The organism is Desulfovibrio desulfuricans (assembly GCF_004801255.1).
GTDB lineage: Bacteria > Desulfobacterota > Desulfovibrionia > Desulfovibrionales > Desulfovibrionaceae > Desulfovibrio > Desulfovibrio desulfuricans_C.
The window spans coordinates 290,571-313,829 of record NZ_CP036295.1; the positions used below are offsets into that span (position 1 = coordinate 290,571).

At 63.9% G+C, this 23,259-nt stretch carries 1 protein-coding gene; it reads left to right on the plus strand.

The window, feature by feature from the left end:
- Positions 1-179: 179 nt before the first annotated feature.
- Positions 180-23,213, plus strand: a complete 23,034-nt coding sequence (locus DDIC_RS01220; protein WP_136398761.1) for a VWA domain-containing protein — start codon at positions 180-182, stop codon at positions 23,211-23,213.
- The last annotated feature ends 46 nt before the right edge of the window (positions 23,214-23,259 follow it).

Below are 23,259 nucleotides of genomic sequence, written 5' to 3' on the forward strand. Positions count from 1 at the left end.
TTCTCCGCCGTTGATAATTTCTTTTTATTCGCGAAGGGTATCCCCTTCTTTTATTCCTTGTCATTGCGGCGCGTTATGCGCCTTTTTTCGCAGAACGCGCATGCGCCGTATTCGCGGTTCATGTCGTTTTGCGTGTATAACAGAGGCGTCTTGTTGCGCCTCTCTAAAAAGGTATTTCCATGGCAGACATCAAGCTTACCCGTCCTGCAGCTGGGCAGAATGTTGTTATTCTCAGTGCACGCGATGCCCGCATGGTTCTTGATTTTCCTACTGACCAGATCAGCATCGAGCGCCCGCAAGATTCGGACAGTCTTTTTTTTCGCTTTGACGACGGCGGGTCCATTGAACTGCAGAATTTTTATACGCAGTACCACAAGGACGATGTGCCCTCGTTTGAAGTTGACGGGCAGCTGATCGCCGGAACGGAATTTTTTGACGTCTTTGGGCCAGATATCGTCCCTGCGGCTGGCCCTTCGAGTGTTGCGCGTGGCGGCGGGTATCAGGAGTATTCCGAGCTTAATATCGGGAACGGAGTTGGAGCGCTTGGCGGCGTTGATCTCCAATTTGACAGCGCATCGCAGAGCGAGGTGACGTTTCCGTCTTTGGGCCTGCAGCCCAGGGCTGTTGTTGCGGCCGCTGCCGTGGGGCAGAGCGCCCCGGCGACGCTTTTCAATATTAGCGGTGAAGCAACTACGGAAGGCAGCAGCGGCGTTGTCTTTAATGTGGCATTGAGCAAACCCCCTGTGGGCAGCGCCACGGCGGTGATCACGGTTGCGGGCAAGGACTACGACGTTGCCATCGGCGCAGACGGCAAGGGCACGCTGACCATCGCCAACCCCAACACCGAAGACGTGTACAAGGACGCCAGCTCGCTGACAGCCACCTTCAAGAGCATCTCCGGCGGCGGCTATAGTCAGGTGATCGCAGGTTCAACCTCCCCGGCATATATTGCTGACACGGTGGACACCACCACGGCCCATATCGACCTTACGCAGACGGGCAATGCGGTCAAGGCCATCATCAGCCTCGACCACGCGCCCCAGGCCGATACGCTGGTCACGTATACGGTCAATGGCGTGCAGCATGCCGCGGTTATCAAGGGCGGGGAGACCTCCACCACGGCCAGTTTGGGCAACCTGGTGGGCAGCAATCCCTACGGCACGCCCACCAGCCTGACGGCCGAGGTCACGTCCGTAAACAACAGCTCGGCCAACTTTGAAAACGTCGGCAACGGCACGCCGACCACGGCCAGCTTTACGCCTGTGCCCACGGTCACCAGAGCAACCATAACTGGCGTTGATACCGATGAAGCATCTGGCAAGGTCACCTTTAACGTGGCACTCAGCAATCCGCCCCAGACCGGAACGACAGCGGCAGTCGTGGTCACGTTCAACGGGCAGGACTACAACGTTGCCATCGGCGCTGACGGCAAGGGTTCTTTGCAGGTTGCCAACCCCAATACCGAGGACGTGTACAAGGACGCCAGCGGCCTGACGGCCACGGTCAAGAGCATCAGCGGCGGCGGTTACAGCCAGGTGCTGACCGGGGCGCAGGGCACCGCCCACATAGCCGATACAGTGGACACCACCACGGCCCATATCGACCTCGCGCAGACGGGCAATGCGGTCAAGGCCATCATCAGCCTCGACCACGCGCCCCAGGCCGATACGCTGGTCACGTATACTGTCAATGGCGTGCAGCACGCCACAGTGATCAAGGGCGGGGAGACCTCCACCACGGCCAGTTTGGGCAACCTGGTGGTCAGCAACCCCTACGGCACGCCCACCAGCCTGACGGCCGAGGTCACATCCGTAAACAACAGTTCGGCCAATTTCGAGGCAGTGAGCAACGGCGCGCCGACCACGGCCAGCTTTACGCCAGTGCCGGTGCCGACCACGGCCAGCATCACGGGTGTGGACACGGTGGAAGGCACCTCGGACGTGACCTTCAACGTGGCGCTGAGCAACAAGCCGCAGCCCGGCACCACGGCCACGGCGGTGATCACGGTTGCGGGCAAGGATTACGACGTGGCCATCGGCGCTGACGGCAAGGGCGCGCTGACCATCGCCAACCCCAATGCCGAGGACGTGTACAAGGACGCCAGCGACCTTGCGGCCACGGTCAAGAGCGTGACTGGCGGCGGTTACAGCCAGGTTGTGACCGGAGCGGAAGGCTCGGCCCACATAGCGGATACGGTGGGCACCACCACGGCGAGCATCGGCCTTGCGCAGCACGACAACGGCGTGACGGCCACCATCAGCCTTGAGCACGCGCCGCAGCACGACACGCAGATCACCTATACGGTCAACGGCGTGGAGCACACGGCCATGATCAAGGGCGGGGAAACCTCCACCACGGCCGACCTCGGCAATCTGGTGGCCAGCAACCCCTACGGCACGCCCACCAACGTTACGGCCGCTGTCACGGCAGTGGACAACAACGCGGCCAACTTTGAAAACGTGAGCAACGGCGCGCCGACCACGGCCAGCTTTACGCCGGTGACGGTGCCGACCACGGCCAGCATCACGGGTGTGGACACGGTGGAAGGCACCAAGGACGTGACCTTCAACGTGGCGCTGAGCAACGTGCCCAAGGGCGGCAGCGCCACGGCGGTGATCACGGTGGCGGGCAAGGATTACGACGTTGCCATCGGCGCAGACGGCAAGGGCACGCTGACCGTCGCCAACCCCAATGCCGAGGACGTGTACAAGGACGCCAGCGACATGACGGCCACGGTCAAGAGCGTGACCGGCGGCGGTTACAGCCAGGTTGTGACCGGAGCGGAAGGCTCGGCCCACATAGCGGATACGGTGGGCACCACCACGGCGAGCATCGGTCTTGCGCAGCACGACAACGGCGTGACGGCCACCATCAGCCTTGAGCACGCGCCGCAGCACGACACGCAGATCACCTATACGGTCAACGGCGTGGAGCACACGGCCATGATCAAGGGCGGGGAAACCTCCACCACGGCTGACCTCGGCAATCTGGTGGCCAGCAACCCCTACGGCACGCCCACCAACGTTACGGCCGCTGTCACGGCAGTGGACAACAATTCGGCCAACTTTGAAAACGTGAGCAACGGCGCGCCGACCACGGCCAGCTTTACGCCGGTGACGGTGCCGACCACGGCCAGCATCACGGGTGTGGACACGGTGGAAGGCACCAAGGACGTGACCTTCAACGTGGCGCTGAGCAACAAGCCGCAGGCTGGCACAACGGCCACGGCGGTGATCACGGTTGCGGGCAAGGATTACGACGTTGCCATCGGCGCAGACGGCAAGGGCGCGCTGACCATCGCCAACCCCAACACCGAAGACGTGTACAAGGACGCCAGCGACCTTGCGGCCACGGTCAAGAGCGTGACCGGCGGCGGTTACAGCCAGGTGGTGACCGGAGCGGAAGGCTCGGCCCACATAGCGGATACGGTGGACACCACCACGGCGAGCATCGGCCTTGCGCAGCACGACAACGGCGTGACGGCCACCATCAGCCTTGAGCACGCGCCGCAGCACGACACGCAGATCACCTATACGGTCAACGGCGTGGAGCACACGGCCATGATCAAGGGCGGGGAAACCTCCACCACGGCCGACCTCGGCAATCTGGTGGCCAGCAACCCCTACGGCACGCCTACCAACGTTACGGCCGCTGTCACGGCAGTGGACAACAGTTCGGCCAATTTCGAGGCAGTGAGCAACGGCGCGCCGACCACGGCCAGCTTTACGCCAGTGCCGGTGCCGACCACGGCCAGCATCACGGGTGTGGACACGGTGGAAGGCACCAAGGACGTGACCTTCAACGTGGCGCTGAGCAACGTGCCCAAGGGCGGCAGCGCCACGGCGGTGATCACGGTTGCGGGCAAGGATTACGACGTTGCCATCGGCGCAGACGGCAAGGGCGCGCTGACCATCGCCAACCCCAATGCCGAGGACGTGTACAAGGACGCCAGCGACCTGGCGGCCACGGTCAAGAGCGTGACCGGCGGCGGTTACAGCCAGGTGGTGACCGGAGCGGAAGGCTCGGCCCACATAGCGGATACGGTGGGCACCACCACGGCGAGCATCGGCCTTGCGCAGCACGACAACGGCGTGACGGCCACCATCAGCCTTGAGCACGCGCCGCAGCACGACACGCAGATCACCTATACGGTCAACGGCGTGGAGCACACGGCCATGATCAAGGGCGGGGAAACCTCCACCACGGCCGACCTCGGCAATCTGGTGGCCAGCAACCCCTACGGCACGCCTACCAACTTTACGGCCGCTGTCACGGCAGTGGACAACAATTCGGCCAACTTTGAAAACGTCAGCAACGGTAGCCCGACCACGGCCAGCTTTACGCCTGTGACGGTGCCGACCACGGCCAGCATCACGGGTGTGGACACGGTGGAAGGCACCAAGGACGTGACCTTCAACGTGGAGCTGAGCAACAAGCCGCAGCCCGGCACCACGGCCACGGCGGTGATCACGGTGGCGGGCAAGGATTACGACGTGGCCATCGGCGCTGACGGCAAGGGCGCGCTGACCATCGCCAACCCCAATGCCGAGGACGTGTACAAGGACGCCAGCGACCTTGCGGCCACGGTCAAGAGCGTGACCGGCGGCGGTTACAGCCAGGTGGTGACCGGAGCGGAAGGCTCGGCCCACATAGCGGATACGGTGGACACCACCACGGCGAGCATCGGCCTTGCGCAGCACGACAACGGCGTGACGGCCACCATCAGCCTTGAGCACGCGCCGCAGCACGACACGCAGATCACCTATACGGTCAACGGCGTGGAGCACACGGCCACCATCAAGGGCGGGGAGACCTCCACCACGGCCGACCTCGGCAATCTGGTGGCCAGCAACCCCTACGGCACGCCTACCAACGTTACGGCCGCTGTCACGGCAGTGGACAACAGTTCGGCCAATTTCGAGGCAGTGAGCAACGGCGCGCCGACCACGGCCAGCTTTACGCCAGTGCCGGTGCCGACCACGGCCAGCATCACGGGTGTGGACACGGTGGAAGGCACCTCGGACGTGACCTTCAACGTGGCGCTGAGCAACAAGCCGCAGCCCGGCACCACGGCCACGGCGGTGATCACGGTTGCGGGCAAGGATTACGACGTGGCCATCGGCGCTGACGGCAAGGGCGCGCTGACCATCGCCAACCCCAATGCCGAGGACGTGTACAAGGACGCCAGCGACCTTGCGGCCACGGTCAAGAGCGTGACTGGCGGCGGTTACAGCCAGGTTGTGACCGGAGCGGAAGGCTCGGCCCACATAGCGGATACGGTGGGCACCACCACGGCGAGCATCGGCCTTGCGCAGCACGACAACGGCGTGACGGCCACCATCAGCCTTGAGCACGCGCCGCAGCACGACACGCAGATCACCTATACGGTCAACGGCGTGGAGCACACGGCCACCATCAAGGGCGGGGAAACCTCCACCACGGCCGACCTCGGCAATCTGGTGGCCAGCAACCCCTACGGCACGCCCACCAACTTTACGGCCGCTGTCACGGCAGTGGACAACAATTCGGCCAACTTTGAGGCAGTGAGCAACGGCGCGCCGACCACGGCCAGCTTTACGCCCGTGACGGTGCCGACCACGGCCAGCATCACGGGTGTGGACACGGTGGAAGGCACCAAGGACGTGACCTTCAACGTGGAGCTGAGCAACAAGCCGCAGCCCGGCACCACGGCCACGGCGGTGATCACGGTGGCGGGCAAGGATTACGACGTTGCCATCGGCGCAGACGGCAAGGGCACGCTGACCGTCGCCAACCCCAATGCCGAGGACGTGTACAAGGACGCCAGCGACATGACGGCCACGGTCAAGAGCGTGACCGGCGGCGGTTACAGCCAGGTTGTGACCGGAGCGGAAGGCTCGGCCCACATAGCGGATACGGTGGGCACCACCACGGCGAGCATCGGTCTTGCGCAGCACGACAACGGCGTGACGGCCACCATCAGCCTTGAGCACGCGCCGCAGCACGACACGCAGATCACCTATACGGTCAACGGCGTGGAGCACACGGCCATGATCAAGGGCGGGGAAACCTCCACCACGGCTGACCTCGGCAATCTGGTGGCCAGCAACCCCTACGGCACGCCCACCAACGTTACGGCCGCTGTCACGGCAGTGGACAACAATTCGGCCAACTTTGAAAACGTGAGCAACGGCGCGCCGACCACGGCCAGCTTTACGCCGGTGACGGTGCCGACCACGGCCAGCATCACGGGTGTGGACACGGTGGAAGGCACCAAGGACGTGACCTTCAACGTGGCGCTGAGCAACAAGCCGCAGGCTGGCACAACGGCCACGGCGGTGATCACGGTTGCGGGCAAGGATTACGACGTTGCCATCGGCGCAGACGGCAAGGGCGCGCTGACCATCGCCAACCCCAATGCCGAGGACGTGTACAAGGACGCCAGCGACATGACGGCCACGGTCAAGAGCGTGACCGGCGGCGGTTACAGCCAGGTTGTGACCGGGGCGGAAGGCTCGGCCCACATAGCGGATACGGTGGGCACCACCACGGCGAGCATCGGCCTTGCGCAGCACGACAACGGCGTGACGGCCACCATCAGCCTTGAGCACGCGCCGCAGCACGACACGCAGATCACCTATACGGTCAACGGCGTGGAGCACACGGCCACCATCAAGGGCGGGGAAACCTCCACCACGGCCGACCTCGGCAATCTGGTGGCCAGCAACCCCTACGGCACGCCCACCAACGTTACGGCCGCTGTCACGGCAGTGGACAACAATTCGGCCAACTTTGAGGCAGTGAGCAACGGTAGCCCGACCACGGCCAGCTTTACGCCGGTGACGGTGCCGACCACGGCCAGCATCACGGGTGTGAACACGGTGGAAGGCACCAAGGACGTGACCTTCAACGTGGAGCTGAGCAACAAGCCGCAGCCCGGCACCACGGCCACGGCGGTGATCACGGTTGCGGGCAAGGATTACGACGTGGCCATCGGCGCTGACGGCAAGGGCGCGCTGACCATCGCCAACCCCAATGCCGAGGACGTGTACAAGGACGCCAGCGACATGACGGCCACGGTCAAGAGCGTGACCGGCGGCGGTTACAGCCAGGTGGTGACCGGTGCGGAAGGCTCGGCCCACATAGCGGATACGGTGGGCACCACCACGGCGAGCATCGGTCTTGCGCAGCACGACAACGGCGTGACGGCCACCATCAGCCTTGAGCACGCGCCGCAGCACGACACGCAGATCACCTATACGGTCAACGGCGTGGAGCACACGGCCATGATCAAGGGCGGGGAAACCTCCACCACGGCTGACCTCGGCAATCTGGTGGCCAGCAACCCCTACGGCACGCCTACCAGCTTTACGGCCGCGGTCACGGCAGTGGACAACAACGCGGCCAACTTTGAGGCAGTGAGCAACGGTAGCCCGACCACGGCCAGCTTTACGCCGGTGACGGTGCCGACCACGGCCAGCATCACGGGTGTGGACACGGTGGAAGGCACCTCGGACGTGACCTTCAACGTGGAGCTGAGCAACAAGCCGCAGCCCGGCACCACGGCCACGGCGGTGATCACGGTGGCGGGCAAGGATTACGACGTGGCCATCGGCGCTGACGGCAAGGGCGCGCTGACCATCGCCAACCCCAATGCCGAGGACGTGTACAAGGACGCCAGCGACCTTGCGGCCACGGTCAAGAGCGTGACCGGCGGCGGTTACAGCCAGGTGGTGACCGGAGCGGAAGGCTCGGCCCACATAGCGGATACGGTGGACACCACCACGGCGAGCATCGGCCTTGCGCAGCACGACAACGGCGTGACGGCCACCATCAGCCTTGAGCACGCGCCGCAGCACGACACGCAGATCACCTATACGGTCAACGGCGTGGAGCACACGGCCACCATCAAGGGCGGGGAGACCTCCACCACGGCCGACCTCGGCAATCTGGTGGCCAGCAACCCCTACGGCACGCCTACCAACGTTACGGCCGCTGTCACGGCAGTGGACAACAGTTCGGCCAATTTCGAGGCAGTGAGCAACGGCGCGCCGACCACGGCCAGCTTTACGCCAGTGCCGGTGCCGACCACGGCCAGCATCACGGGTGTGGACACGGTGGAAGGCACCTCGGACGTGACCTTCAACGTGGCGCTGAGCAACAAGCCGCAGCCCGGCACCACGGCCACGGCGGTGATCACGGTTGCGGGCAAGGATTACGACGTCGCCATCGGCGCAGACGGCAAGGGCGCGCTGACCATCGCCAACCCCAATGCCGAGGACGTGTACAAGGACGCCAGCGACCTTGCGGCCACGGTCAAGAGCGTGACTGGCGGCGGTTACAGCCAGGTGGTGACCGGAGCGGAAGGCTCGGCCCACATAGCGGATACGGTGGGCACCACCACGGCGAGCATCGGCCTTGCGCAGCACGACAACGGCGTGACGGCCACCATCAGCCTTGAGCACGCGCCGCAGCACGACACGCAGATCACCTATACGGTCAACGGCGTGGAGCACACGGCCATGATCAAGGGCGGGGAGACCTCCACCACGGCCGACCTCGGCAATCTGGTGGCCAGCAACCCCTACGGCACGCCCACCAACTTTACGGCCGCAGTCACGGCAGTGGACAACAATTCGGCCAACTTTGAAAACGTGAGCAACGGTAGCCCGACCACGGCCAGCTTTACGCCCGTGCCGGTGCCGACCACGGCCAGCATCACGGGTGTGGACACGGTGGAAGGCACCAAGGACGTGACCTTCAACGTGGCGCTGAGCAACGTGCCCAAGGGCGGCAGCGCCACGGCGGTGATCACGGTTGCGGGCAAGGATTACGACGTTGCCATCGGCGCAGACGGCAAGGGCGCGCTGACCATCGCCAACCCCAATGCCGAGGACGTGTACAAGGACGCCAGCGACCTTGCGGCCACGGTCAAGAGCGTGACCGGCGGCGGTTACAGCCAGGTTGTGACCGGAGCGGAAGGCTCGGCCCACATAGCGGATACGGTGGGCACCACCACGGCGAGCATCGGTCTTGCGCAGCACGACAACGGCGTGACGGCCACCATCAGCCTTGAGCACGCGCCGCAGCACGACACGCAGATCACCTATACGGTCAACGGCGTGGAGCACACGGCCACCATCAAGGGCGGGGAGACCTCCACCACGGCCGACCTCGGCAATCTGGTGGCCAGCAACCCCTACGGCACGCCTACCAACTTTACGGCCGCGGTCACGGCAGTGGACAACAATTCGGCCAACTTTGAGGCAGTGAGCAACGGCGCGCCGACCACGGCCAGCTTTACGCCGGTGACGGTGCCGACCACGGCCAGCATCACGGGTGTGGACACGGTGGAAGGCACCAAGGACGTGACCTTCAACGTGGCGCTGAGCAACGTGCCCAAGGGCGGCAGCGCCACGGCGGTGATCACGGTTGCGGGCAAGGATTACGACGTTGCCATCGGCGCAGACGGCAAGGGCGCGCTGACCGTCGCCAACCCCAATGCCGAGGACGTGTACAAGGACGCCAGCGACCTTGCGGCCACGGTCAAGAGCGTGACCGGCGGCGGTTACAGCCAGGTGGTGACCGGAGCGGAAGGCTCGGCCCACATAGCGGATACGGTGGGCACCACCACGGCGAGCATCGGCCTTGCGCAGCACGACAACGGCGTGACGGCCACCATCAGCCTTGAGCACGCGCCGCAGCACGACACGCAGATCACCTATACGGTCAACGGCGTGGAGCACACGGCCACCATCAAGGGCGGGGAGACCTCCACCACGGCCGACCTCGGCAATCTGGTGGCCAGCAACCCCTACGGCACGCCTACCAGCTTTACGGCCGCGGTCACGGCAGTGGACAACAATTCGGCCAACTTTGAGGCAGTGAGCAACGGTAGCCCGACCACGGCCAGCTTTACGCCGGTGACGGTGCCGACCACGGCCAGCATCACGGGTGTGAACACGGTGGAAGGCACCAAGGACGTGACCTTCAACGTGGAGCTGAGCAACAAGCCGCAGCCCGGCACCACGGCCACGGCGGTGATCACGGTTGCGGGCAAGGATTACGACGTGGCCATCGGCGCTGACGGCAAGGGCGCGCTGACCATCGCCAACCCCAATGCCGAGGACGTGTACAAGGACGCCAGCGACATGACGGCCACGGTCAAGAGCGTGACCGGCGGCGGTTACAGCCAGGTGGTGACCGGTGCGGAAGGCTCGGCCCACATAGCGGATACGGTGGGCACCACCACGGCGAGCATCGGTCTTGCGCAGCACGACAACGGCGTGACGGCCACCATCAGCCTTGAGCACGCGCCGCAGCACGACACGCAGATCACCTATACGGTCAACGGCGTGGAGCACACGGCCATGATCAAGGGCGGGGAAACCTCCACCACGGCTGACCTCGGCAATCTGGTGGCCAGCAACCCCTACGGCACGCCTACCAACTTTACGGCCGCTGTCACGGCAGTGGACAACAACGCGGCCAACTTTGAGGCAGTGAGCAACGGCGCGCCGACCACGGCCAGCTTTACGCCGGTGACGGTGCCGACCACGGCCAGCATCACGGGTGTGGACACGGTGGAAGGCACCAAGGACGTGACCTTCAACGTGGCGCTGAGCAACGTGCCCAAGGGCGGCAGCGCCACGGCGGTGATCACGGTTGCGGGCAAGGATTACAACGTCGCCATCGGCGCAGACGGCAAGGGCACGCTGACCGTCGCCAACCCCAATGCCGAGGACGTGTACAAGGACGCCAGCGACCTTGCGGCCACGGTCAAGAGCGTGACCGGCGGCGGTTACAGCCAGGTTGTGACCGGAGCGGAAGGCTCGGCCCACATAGCGGATACGGTGGGCACCACCACGGCGAGCATCGGCCTTGCGCAGCACGACAACGGCGTGACGGCCACCATCAGCCTTGAGCACGCGCCGCAGCACGACACGCAGATCACCTATACGGTCAACGGCGTGGAGCACACGGCCATGATCAAGGGCGGGGAAACCTCCACCACGGCCGACCTCGGCAATCTGGTGGCCAGCAACCCCTACGGCACGCCCACCAACGTTACGGCCGCTGTCACGGCAGTGGACAACAACGCGGCCAACTTTGAAAACGTGAGCAACGGCGCGCCGACCACGGCCAGCTTTACGCCGGTGACGGTGCCGACCACGGCCAGCATCACGGGTGTGGACACGGTGGAAGGCACCAAGGACGTGACCTTCAACGTGGCGCTGAGCAACGTGCCCAAGGGCGGCAGCGCCACGGCGGTGATCACGGTGGCGGGCAAGGACTACGACGTTGCCATCGGCGCAGACGGCAAGGGCGCGCTGACCATCGCCAACCCCAATGCCGAGGACGTGTACAAGGACGCCAGCGACCTTGCGGCCACGGTCAAGAGCGTGACCGGCGGCGGTTACAGCCAGGTTGTGACCGGGGCGGAAGGCTCGGCCCACATAGCGGATACGGTGGACACCACCACGGCGAGCATCGGTCTTGCGCAGCACGACAACGGCGTGACGGCCACCATCAGCCTTGAGCACGCGCCGCAGCACGACACGCAGATCACCTATACGGTCAACGGCGTGGAGCACACGGCCATGATCAAGGGCGGGGAGACCTCCACCACGGCCGACCTCGGCAACCTGGTGGCCAGCAACCCCTACGGCACGCCTACCAACTTTACGGCCGCTGTCACGGCAGTGGACAACAATTCGGCCAACTTTGAGGCAGTGAGCAACGGCGCGCCGACCACGGCCAGCTTTACGCCGGTGACGGTGCCGACCACGGCCAGCATCACGGGTGTGGACACGGTGGAAGGCACCTCGGACGTGACCTTCAACGTGGCGCTGAGCAACGTGCCCAAGGACGGCAGCGCCACGGCGGTGATCACGGTGGCGGGCAAGGATTACGACGTTGCCATCGGCGCAGACGGCAAGGGCGCGCTGACCATCGCCAACCCCAACACCGAAGACGTGTACAAGGACGCCAGCGACCTTGCGGCCACGGTCAAGAGCGTGACCGGCGGCGGTTACAGCCAGGTGGTGACCGGAGCGGAAGGCTCGGCCCACATAGCGGATACGGTGGACACCACCACGGCGAGCATCGGCCTTGCGCAGCACGACAACGGCGTGACGGCCACCATCAGCCTTGAGCACGCGCCGCAGCACGACACGCAGATCACCTATACGGTCAACGGCGTGGAGCACACGGCCATGATCAAGGGCGGGGAAACCTCCACCACGGCCGACCTCGGCAATCTGGTGGCCAGCAACCCCTACGGCACGCCTACCAACGTTACGGCCGCTGTCACGGCAGTGGACAACAGTTCGGCCAATTTCGAGGCAGTGAGCAACGGCGCGCCGACCACGGCCAGCTTTACGCCAGTGCCGGTGCCGACCACGGCCAGCATCACGGGTGTGGACACGGTGGAAGGCACCAAGGACGTGACCTTCAACGTGGCGCTGAGCAACGTGCCCAAGGGCGGCAGCGCCACGGCGGTGATCACGGTTGCGGGCAAGGATTACGACGTTGCCATCGGCGCAGACGGCAAGGGCGCGCTGACCATCGCCAACCCCAATGCCGAGGACGTGTACAAGGACGCCAGCGACCTGGCGGCCACGGTCAAGAGCGTGACCGGCGGCGGTTACAGCCAGGTGGTGACCGGAGCGGAAGGCTCGGCCCACATAGCGGATACGGTGGGCACCACCACGGCGAGCATCGGCCTTGCGCAGCACGACAACGGCGTGACGGCCACCATCAGCCTTGAGCACGCGCCGCAGCACGACACGCAGATCACCTATACGGTCAACGGCGTGGAGCACACGGCCATGATCAAGGGCGGGGAAACCTCCACCACGGCCGACCTCGGCAATCTGGTGGCCAGCAACCCCTACGGCACGCCTACCAACTTTACGGCCGCTGTCACGGCAGTGGACAACAATTCGGCCAACTTTGAAAACGTCAGCAACGGTAGCCCGACCACGGCCAGCTTTACGCCTGTGACGGTGCCGACCACGGCCAGCATCACGGGTGTGGACACGGTGGAAGGCACCAAGGACGTGACCTTCAACGTGGAGCTGAGCAACAAGCCGCAGCCCGGCACCACGGCCACGGCGGTGATCACGGTGGCGGGCAAGGATTACGACGTGGCCATCGGCGCTGACGGCAAGGGCGCGCTGACCATCGCCAACCCCAATGCCGAGGACGTGTACAAGGACGCCAGCGACCTTGCGGCCACGGTCAAGAGCGTGACCGGCGGCGGTTACAGCCAGGTGGTGACCGGAGCGGAAGGCTCGGCCCACATAGCGGATACGGTGGACACCACCACGGCGAGCATCGGCCTTGCGCAGCACGACAACGGCGTGACGGCCACCATCAGCCTTGAGCACGCGCCGCAGCACGACACGCAGATCACCTATACGGTCAACGGCGTGGAGCACACGGCCACCATCAAGGGCGGGGAGACCTCCACCACGGCCGACCTCGGCAATCTGGTGGCCAGCAACCCCTACGGCACGCCTACCAACGTTACGGCCGCTGTCACGGCAGTGGACAACAGTTCGGCCAATTTCGAGGCAGTGAGCAACGGCGCGCCGACCACGGCCAGCTTTACGCCAGTGCCGGTGCCGACCACGGCCAGCATCACGGGTGTGGACACGGTGGAAGGCACCTCGGACGTGACCTTCAACGTGGCGCTGAGCAACAAGCCGCAGCCCGGCACCACGGCCACGGCGGTGATCACGGTTGCGGGCAAGGATTACGACGTGGCCATCGGCGCTGACGGCAAGGGCGCGCTGACCATCGCCAACCCCAATGCCGAGGACGTGTACAAGGACGCCAGCGACCTTGCGGCCACGGTCAAGAGCGTGACTGGCGGCGGTTACAGCCAGGTTGTGACCGGAGCGGAAGGCTCGGCCCACATAGCGGATACGGTGGGCACCACCACGGCGAGCATCGGCCTTGCGCAGCACGACAACGGCGTGACGGCCACCATCAGCCTTGAGCACGCGCCGCAGCACGACACGCAGATCACCTATACGGTCAACGGCGTGGAGCACACGGCCACCATCAAGGGCGGGGAAACCTCCACCACGGCCGACCTCGGCAATCTGGTGGCCAGCAACCCCTACGGCACGCCCACCAACTTTACGGCCGCTGTCACGGCAGTGGACAACAATTCGGCCAACTTTGAGGCAGTGAGCAACGGCGCGCCGACCACGGCCAGCTTTACGCCCGTGACGGTGCCGACCACGGCCAGCATCACGGGTGTGGACACGGTGGAAGGCACCAAGGACGTGACCTTCAACGTGGAGCTGAGCAACAAGCCGCAGCCCGGCACCACGGCCACGGCGGTGATCACGGTGGCGGGCAAGGATTACGACGTTGCCATCGGCGCAGACGGCAAGGGCACGCTGACCGTCGCCAACCCCAATGCCGAGGACGTGTACAAGGACGCCAGCGACATGACGGCCACGGTCAAGAGCGTGACCGGCGGCGGTTACAGCCAGGTTGTGACCGGAGCGGAAGGCTCGGCCCACATAGCGGATACGGTGGGCACCACCACGGCGAGCATCGGTCTTGCGCAGCACGACAACGGCGTGACGGCCACCATCAGCCTTGAGCACGCGCCGCAGCACGACACGCAGATCACCTATACGGTCAACGGCGTGGAGCACACGGCCATGATCAAGGGCGGGGAAACCTCCACCACGGCTGACCTCGGCAATCTGGTGGCCAGCAACCCCTACGGCACGCCCACCAACGTTACGGCCGCTGTCACGGCAGTGGACAACAATTCGGCCAACTTTGAAAACGTGAGCAACGGCGCGCCGACCACGGCCAGCTTTACGCCGGTGACGGTGCCGACCACGGCCAGCATCACGGGTGTGGACACGGTGGAAGGCACCAAGGACGTGACCTTCAACGTGGCGCTGAGCAACAAGCCGCAGGCTGGCACAACGGCCACGGCGGTGATCACGGTTGCGGGCAAGGATTACGACGTTGCCATCGGCGCAGACGGCAAGGGCGCGCTGACCATCGCCAACCCCAATGCCGAGGACGTGTACAAGGACGCCAGCGACATGACGGCCACGGTCAAGAGCGTGACCGGCGGCGGTTACAGCCAGGTTGTGACCGGGGCGGAAGGCTCGGCCCACATAGCGGATACGGTGGGCACCACCACGGCGAGCATCGGCCTTGCGCAGCACGACAACGGCGTGACGGCCACCATCAGCCTTGAGCACGCGCCGCAGCACGACACGCAGATCACCTATACGGTCAACGGCGTGGAGCACACGGCCATGATCAAGGGCGGGGAGACCTCCACCACGGCCGACCTCGGCAATCTGGTGGCCAGCAACCCCTACGGCACGCCCACCAACTTTACGGCCGCAGTCACGGCAGTGGACAACAATTCGGCCAACTTTGAAAACGTGAGCAACGGTAGCCCGACCACGGCCAGCTTTACGCCCGTGCCGGTGCCGACCACGGCCAGCATCACGGGTGTGGACACGGTGGAAGGCACCAAGGACGTGACCTTCAACGTGGCGCTGAGCAACGTGCCCAAGGGCGGCAGCGCCACGGCGGTGATCACGGTTGCGGGCAAGGATTACGACGTTGCCATCGGCGCAGACGGCAAGGGCGCGCTGACCATCGCCAACCCCAATGCCGAGGACGTGTACAAGGACGCCAGCGACCTTGCGGCCACGGTCAAGAGCGTGACCGGCGGCGGTTACAGCCAGGTTGTGACCGGAGCGGAAGGCTCGGCCCACATAGCGGATACGGTGGGCACCACCACGGCGAGCATCGGTCTTGCGCAGCACGACAACGGCGTGACGGCCACCATCAGCCTTGAGCACGCGCCGCAGCACGACACGCAGATCACCTATACGGTCAACGGCGTGGAGCACACGGCCACCATCAAGGGCGGGGAGACCTCCACCACGGCCGACCTCGGCAATCTGGTGGCCAGCAACCCCTACGGCACGCCTACCAACTTTACGGCCGCGGTCACGGCAGTGGACAACAATTCGGCCAACTTTGAGGCAGTGAGCAACGGCGCGCCGACCACGGCCAGCTTTACGCCGGTGACGGTGCCGACCACGGCCAGCATCACGGGTGTGGACACGGTGGAAGGCACCAAGGACGTGACCTTCAACGTGGCGCTGAGCAACGTGCCCAAGGGCGGCAGCGCCACGGCGGTGATCACGGTTGCGGGCAAGGATTACGACGTTGCCATCGGCGCAGACGGCAAGGGCGCGCTGACCGTCGCCAACCCCAATGCCGAGGACGTGTACAAGGACGCCAGCGACCTTGCGGCCACGGTCAAGAGCGTGACCGGCGGCGGTTACAGCCAGGTGGTGACCGGAGCGGAAGGCTCGGCCCACATAGCGGATACGGTGGGCACCACCACGGCGAGCATCGGCCTTGCGCAGCACGACAATGGCGTGACGGCCACCATCAGCCTTGAGCACGCGCCGCAGCACGACACGCAGATCACCTATACGGTCAACGGCGTGGAGCACACGGCCATGATCAAGGGCGGGGAGACCTCCACCACGGCCGACCTCGGCAATCTGGTGGCCAGCAACCCCTACGGCACGCCCACCAACGTTACGGCCGCTGTCACGGCAGTGGACAACAATTCGGCCAATTTCGAGGCAGTGAGCAACGGTAGCCCGACCACGGCCAGCTTTACGCCGGTGACGGTGCCGACCACGGCCAGCATCACGGGTGTGGACACGGTGGAAGGCACGAAGGACGTGACCTTCAACGTGGAGCTGAGCAACAAGCCGCAGGCTGGCACCACGGCCACGGCGGTGATCACGGTTGCGGGCAAGGATTATGACGTCGCCATCGGCGCAGACGGCAAGGGCACGCTGACCATCGCCAACCCCAATGCCGAGGACGTGTACAAGGACGCCAGCGACCTTGCGGCCACGGTCAAGAGCGTGACCGGCGGCGGTTACAGCCAGGTGGTGACCGGAGCGGAAGGCTCGGCCCACATAGCGGATACGGTGGGCACCACCACGGCGAGCATCGGCCTTGCGCAGCACGACAACGGCGTGACGGCCACCATCAGCCTTGAGCACGCGCCGCAGCACGACACGCAGATCACCTATACGGTCAACGGCGTGGAGCACACGGCCATGATCAAGGGCGGGGAGACCTCCACCACGGCCGACCTCGGCAATCTGGTGGCCAGCAACCCCTACGGCACGCCCACCAACTTTACGGCCGCAGTCACGGCAGTGGACAACAATTCGGCCAACTTTGAAAACGTGAGCAACGGTAGCCCGACCACGGCCAGCTTTACGCCCGTGCCGGTGCCGACCACGGCCAGCATCACGGGTGTGGACACGGTGGAAGGCACCAAGGACGTGACCTTCAACGTGGCGCTGAGCAACGTGCCCAAGGGCGGCAGCGCCACGGCGGTGATCACGGTTGCGGGCAAGGATTACGACGTTGCCATCGGCGCAGACGGCAAGGGCGCGCTGACCATCGCCAACCCCAATGCCGAGGACGTGTACAAGGACGCCAGCGACCTTGCGGCCACGGTCAAGAGCGTGACCGGCGGCGGTTACAGCCAGGTTGTGACCGGAGCGGAAGGCTCGGCCCACATAGCGGATACGGTGGGCACCACCACGGCGAGCATCGGTCTTGCGCAGCACGACAACGGCGTGACGGCCACCATCAGCCTTGAGCACGCGCCGCAGCACGACACGCAGATCACCTATACGGTCAACGGCGTGGAGCACACGGCCATGATCAAGGGCGGGGAGACCTCCACCACGGCCGACCTCGGCAATCTGGTGGCCAGCAACCCCTACGGCACGCCTACCAACTTTACGGCCGCGGTCACGGCAGTGGACAACAGCTCGGCCAACTTTGAGGCAGTGAGCAACGGCGCGCCGACCACGGCCAGCTTTACGCCGGTGACGGTGCCGACCACGGCCAGCATCACGGGTGTGGACACGGTGGAAGGCACCAAGGACGTGACCTTCAACGTGGCGCTGAGCAACGTGCCCAAGGGCGGCAGCGCCACGGCGGTGATCACGGTTGCGGGCAAGGATTACGACGTTGCCATCGGCGCAGACGGCAAGGGCGCGCTGACCGTCGCCAACCCCAATGCCGAGGACGTGTACAAGGACGCCAGCGACCTTGCGGCCACGGTCAAGAGCGTGACCGGCGGCGGTTACAGCCAGGTGGTGACCGGAGCGGAAGGCTCGGCCCACATAGCGGATACGGTGGGCACCACCACGGCGAGCATCGGCCTTGCGCAGCACGACAATGGCGTGACGGCCACCATCAGCCTTGAGCACGCGCCGCAGCACGACACGCAGATCACCTATACGGTCAACGGCGTGGAGCACACGGCCATGATCAAGGGCGGGGAGACCTCCACCACGGCCGACCTCGGCAATCTGGTGGCCAGCAACCCCTACGGCACGCCCACCAACGTTACGGCCGCTGTCACGGCAGTGGACAACAATTCGGCCAATTTCGAGGCAGTGAGCAACGGTAGCCCGACCACGGCCAGCTTTACGCCGGTGACGGTGCCGACCACGGCCAGCATCACGGGTGTGGACACGGTGGAAGGCACGAAGGACGTGACCTTCAACGTGGAGCTGAGCAACAAGCCGCAGGCTGGCACCACGGCCACGGCGGTGATCACGGTTGCGGGCAAGGATTATGACGTCGCCATCGGCGCAGACGGCAAGGGCACGCTGACCATCGCCAACCCCAATGCCGAGGACGTGTACAAGGACGCCAGCGACCTTGCGGCCACGGTCAAGAGCGTGACCGGCGGCGGTTACAGCCAGGTGGTGACCGGAGCGGAAGGCTCGGCCCACATAGCGGATACGGTGGACACCACCACGGCGAGCATCGGCCTTGCGCAGCACGACAACGGCGTGACGGCCACCATCAGCCTTGAGCACGCGCCGCAGCACGACACGCAGATCACCTATACGGTCAACGGCGTGGAGCACACGGCCATGATCAAGGGCGGGGAAACCTCCACCACGGCCGACCTCGGCAATCTGGTGGCCAGCAACCCCTCGCTGGTTACCGTCAGCGCCCAGATCACAAATGTCACGGGCGGCAACTTTGAAGACGTCAAGTGGAGCACGACCTCAACCGATCTCAGGCTTGATCACCCGGTGTTGGTGGGCAACAGCGGCGTTACGGTGAATGAAAATGACCTGCCTGGCGGCACAAGCCCGGATGCCCCTGCACTGGTGCAGACGGGAACCGTGACGGTTACCGCGCAGGACGGTGTTTCGAATATCAAGATCGGCGACACCCTTGTGTACAGCAACGGGGCGCTGGTCAGCGGCGCTGTGGCGAGGGTTTCAGGTGGGGAACTTTCCGTAACCGGATTTAATGCGACTACGGGAGAGTTGAGCTACTCGTTTAAGCTTGCGGGCAGTCTGAGCCACGACAAGGCAACCCATGATGCGAGCTTGAACAACACGGTTTCGGTCACGGTCACAGACCGCGACGGCGATACCGGCACCGGCAACGTCAGCATAACCGTGCTTGACGACGCTCCCAGGGCCGCCGTTACAACCACAAGCACGACAACCAATACTTCAATTGGCAGCGATATCCCCATCAGGTTTGTCTACTCGGAAATGGATGGATACAACAAAATTGGACATACCATGCCCAAGGGCGACATCAACAGCGCCAATGACTTTCCTGACTATGTAAAGGATGCCATGCAGGGGGTCACGGTATCTTCCGCCACTGTTACGTACGCCGGCACTTCTGCCATCGGCAGTATTGTCAGCGGCGGCACGCTGTATTCAAAAAATATGAGCGGCGGCAATGCCTATAATATGACCTACGACGGGCTTGGCGTAGATACGGACAAAAATTCGGGAGTTGATACCCGTACGGATCTTGGCTGGGAATCAATAGGAAACTCCACCGACCGCCTTGGTGAAATAAATTTTGCCAAGACAAGCGGTTATGGCGTTTCTGAAGCAGTGGTCTTTGACCTGCCCAGCGGTAAGACGGCCTCTTCATTCTCCATTTCACTCGGCGCCATGGAGGCTGGGGAAAATGAAGTCGCCCTGATATCGTTTTACCGCAACGGCGTGCTTGTCAATGCCATCAAGGCCGCTGCAACTGATACCAGCACCGCAGTGCAGAACTTTACCTTCAGCAGTTCTGCAATCGGCGGTGCATACGACAAGGTTGTTGTTTCCGCGCTCGATGACAAGAATACCTCGTCCTCGGACAACAGCGATTTTACTATTCAGGCTGTGACGTTTGGCGGAGCCTCAACCGGGGTTCTCGAAACCGCAACAGGCACCGTGTCTGGCGTGAGCGCCGACGGCATCGCCTCCATAGCCTTTGACAGCGGGCATTCACAGGTCACGCTTGCTGGCGGGGCCATAATGACGCTTGCCGTCTCGAGCGACGGCAAGTCGGTCACTGGTTCTGTGGGCGGCAGCACCTACTTTACTGCCACGCTCAGCGGCGTAGTGAACGGTCAGGCAACCTGGACCTTTAACCAGGTGCACGGCTTTGAAGTTCCCAGCGGGGCTTCGTTGCTAAACTTTACGGTCACGGACGGCGACGGCGACGTCACCACGGCCGCCACCACCCCCGCCACCATAACAACGCCGCCGGTTGCAATGGCGGATACGGATACGGTCAACCATGGCGATTCGGTGGTGCACGGCAATGTGCTGACCAACGATTTTGATGCCGACGGCAACCACATCGCTGTGGTTGGGGTAAGCGCGGGCAGTGATGCCACAACCTCCACAGCGGCGGGAAGCACCGTTGCCGGGCAGTACGGTTCAATTACCATCAATGCCGACGGCAGCTACAGCTACAACCTCGACAACAGCAATGCCGCCGTCAAGGGCATGGACGGAGCGAGCCTGACGGATACCTTTAACTACAGGATATCCGACGGCCACGGCGGGTACTCTACCACAACGTTGAAGGTGAACATCAATGACGGCAAGTACAGCGTTGACGCAAAAAATGGCGATACAACCATCAGCGGCGGCAGCGGCAGCGACGTGCTGGTGGGCGACGCCGGCGGTACCAGCACCTCTATTGTGCACGGGGTTTCTCCGGTCAACTACGATGTATGCATCATCCTTGATACGTCAGGAAGCATGGGCGACACGATCAGCGGAACCACTCGGCTTGCCCTGGCCAAGAGCGCTCTGACAAACCTTTTGACAGGGTTCAAGGATCACACCGGTATTGTAAACGTCAACCTTATCGGCTTCAGCGACACGGTATCCATCAATCTTGAGGCGCTCGAAGCGTCCAAGAAATCAGACGGTTCGTACCTTGACGCCATCATCAACAAGCTTGCCTCAGCCAGCGCCAATGGCGGCACAAACTATGAAGCCGCCTTTAAGGCCGCAGTGGACTGGTTTGGCGGCAAAGCAGGCGACAATAACACCAAGCTTGCCTATTTTCTTTCGGACGGCGTGCCCACAGCGCGTACTACCGATTCCGGCTCTGTGGATTATGGCTACGGGTCTGGATACGACTATAACCCCTATGCCGGTCAGCAGATGTCGCGGGCTGAATTTACCGAGGCGCTGGCCCAGTACCAGAAGCTTGTCGACGCTCATGTGCAGGTCAACGCCATCGGCATTGGCAGCGGCATTGACGCTGCCGTGCTGAAGTACTTTGACAACACCCCGGTAGCTGGCGGGGTGGTTACCAGCACGACCACAAACTTTTCCGGCAGCCTGTATGAAAACTGGTTTTCATACACGGGCAATGCCGGAGCGGTAAGCATCATCAACAATGCGGCACAGCTCACCGCGGCGCTGAACGCGGGCACGCCCGACGAGCTCCTGGTCAACCTGCAGGCGGTCGGCAAGGATTCCGTGACCGGCGGCGACGGCAACGACATTGTGTTTGGCGACGCCGTTACGGCCAACTGGCTGCTTGACGATACCTCATGGACGTCCGCAGGCAGAAGCGGTCTGCATTCAGGAGACTCGCTGGACATTGTGCGCGAATATGTGCTTGGTACAACCCTGAAGGGCACAACCCTTAAAGGAAGCGCCCTCGAATCGGCCATAAGCGAGGCCATCGCCCACGAGCTCACCGAACACAGCATGAAGTACGGCCTGAGTGAAACCGCGCGCGGCGGCGACGATACGCTGAGCGGCGGTAACGGCGACGACATCCTCTTTGGCCAGGGCGGCGCCGACAAGCTTGATGGCGGGGCCGGTCACGATCTGCTTGCGGGCGGCAGCGGCAACGATATTCTTACCGGCGGCGACGGGGCTGATGTCTTCCTCTTCCATCCCGGCAGCGGATCAGACATCATCACCGACTACAACGCGGCTCAGGGCGATGTGATCGTCAGGGTTGGCGATCCCGCGGCTGGCGACAGCATCAAGAACAGCTCCAATGTAAACATTGATACCCCCGACAGCGTGCACACCGTGGTCGACGTGCAGCAGGGGCATTCCATCATTCTGAGCGACAGCGCCAACCACATGCTGGTGGGCAGCGGCGTGTCGACTGACGGCAAGCATTACACCAGCACAGGCGACCTTGGCGGAACCTACGACAACGTGCTTGTGGGCGGGGATGGCAACAATGTGATCTACGGCGGCAGCGGCAACAACTATCTCGCTGGCGGGACCGGTAATGATCACATCATTGGCGGCTCGGGTGACGACTACCTCTTTGGCGGCTCAGGCAACAACAATCTGTACGGCGGGGCGGGCAACGACCACCTGTACGGCGGGGCTGACACCGACCGTCTGTATGGCGAGGAAGGCAACGACTACCTTGACGGCGGCGGCAGCTCCGGCTCGGGCGACAATCTGTACGGCGGGGCGGGCAACGATGTGCTGGTCTTCCACAAGGGCGACACCATTGACGGCGGCACGGGCACGGATGTGCTGCTGGTCAAGGGCGGCAGCCTTGACGAGCTGTTTGGCGCAGACGGCAAGCTCGACAGCAACATTACCAATACCGAGGTTCTTGTCAGCGGCAACGACGCCAGCACCATGGCGAGCCTGACCGATATGAGCAAGCTGAGCGCCATTGGCCTGACCGTGGGAGAGGACGGCAAGGTAACCACCGCCAACACGGGCAACGCCACCTGGAGCACCGCAGCCGCTCAACCTCATGACGGGTATGACGTAATGACCTGCACGATCTCTCATACTGACCACACGACAGAAGAAATGACCGTAGCCGTGCTGAAGGTGATGCATAACAGCTAGCCCCTGACGGTGACCATAAACATAAAGCGCCCGCGTTCTGCAGCAG

Excerpts from the sequence above, each read along its gene's own strand:
- DDIC_RS01220 (WP_136398761.1), top strand. The coding sequence starts at position 180 with ATGGCAGACATCAAGCTTACCCGTCCTGCAGCTGGGCAGAATGTTGTT.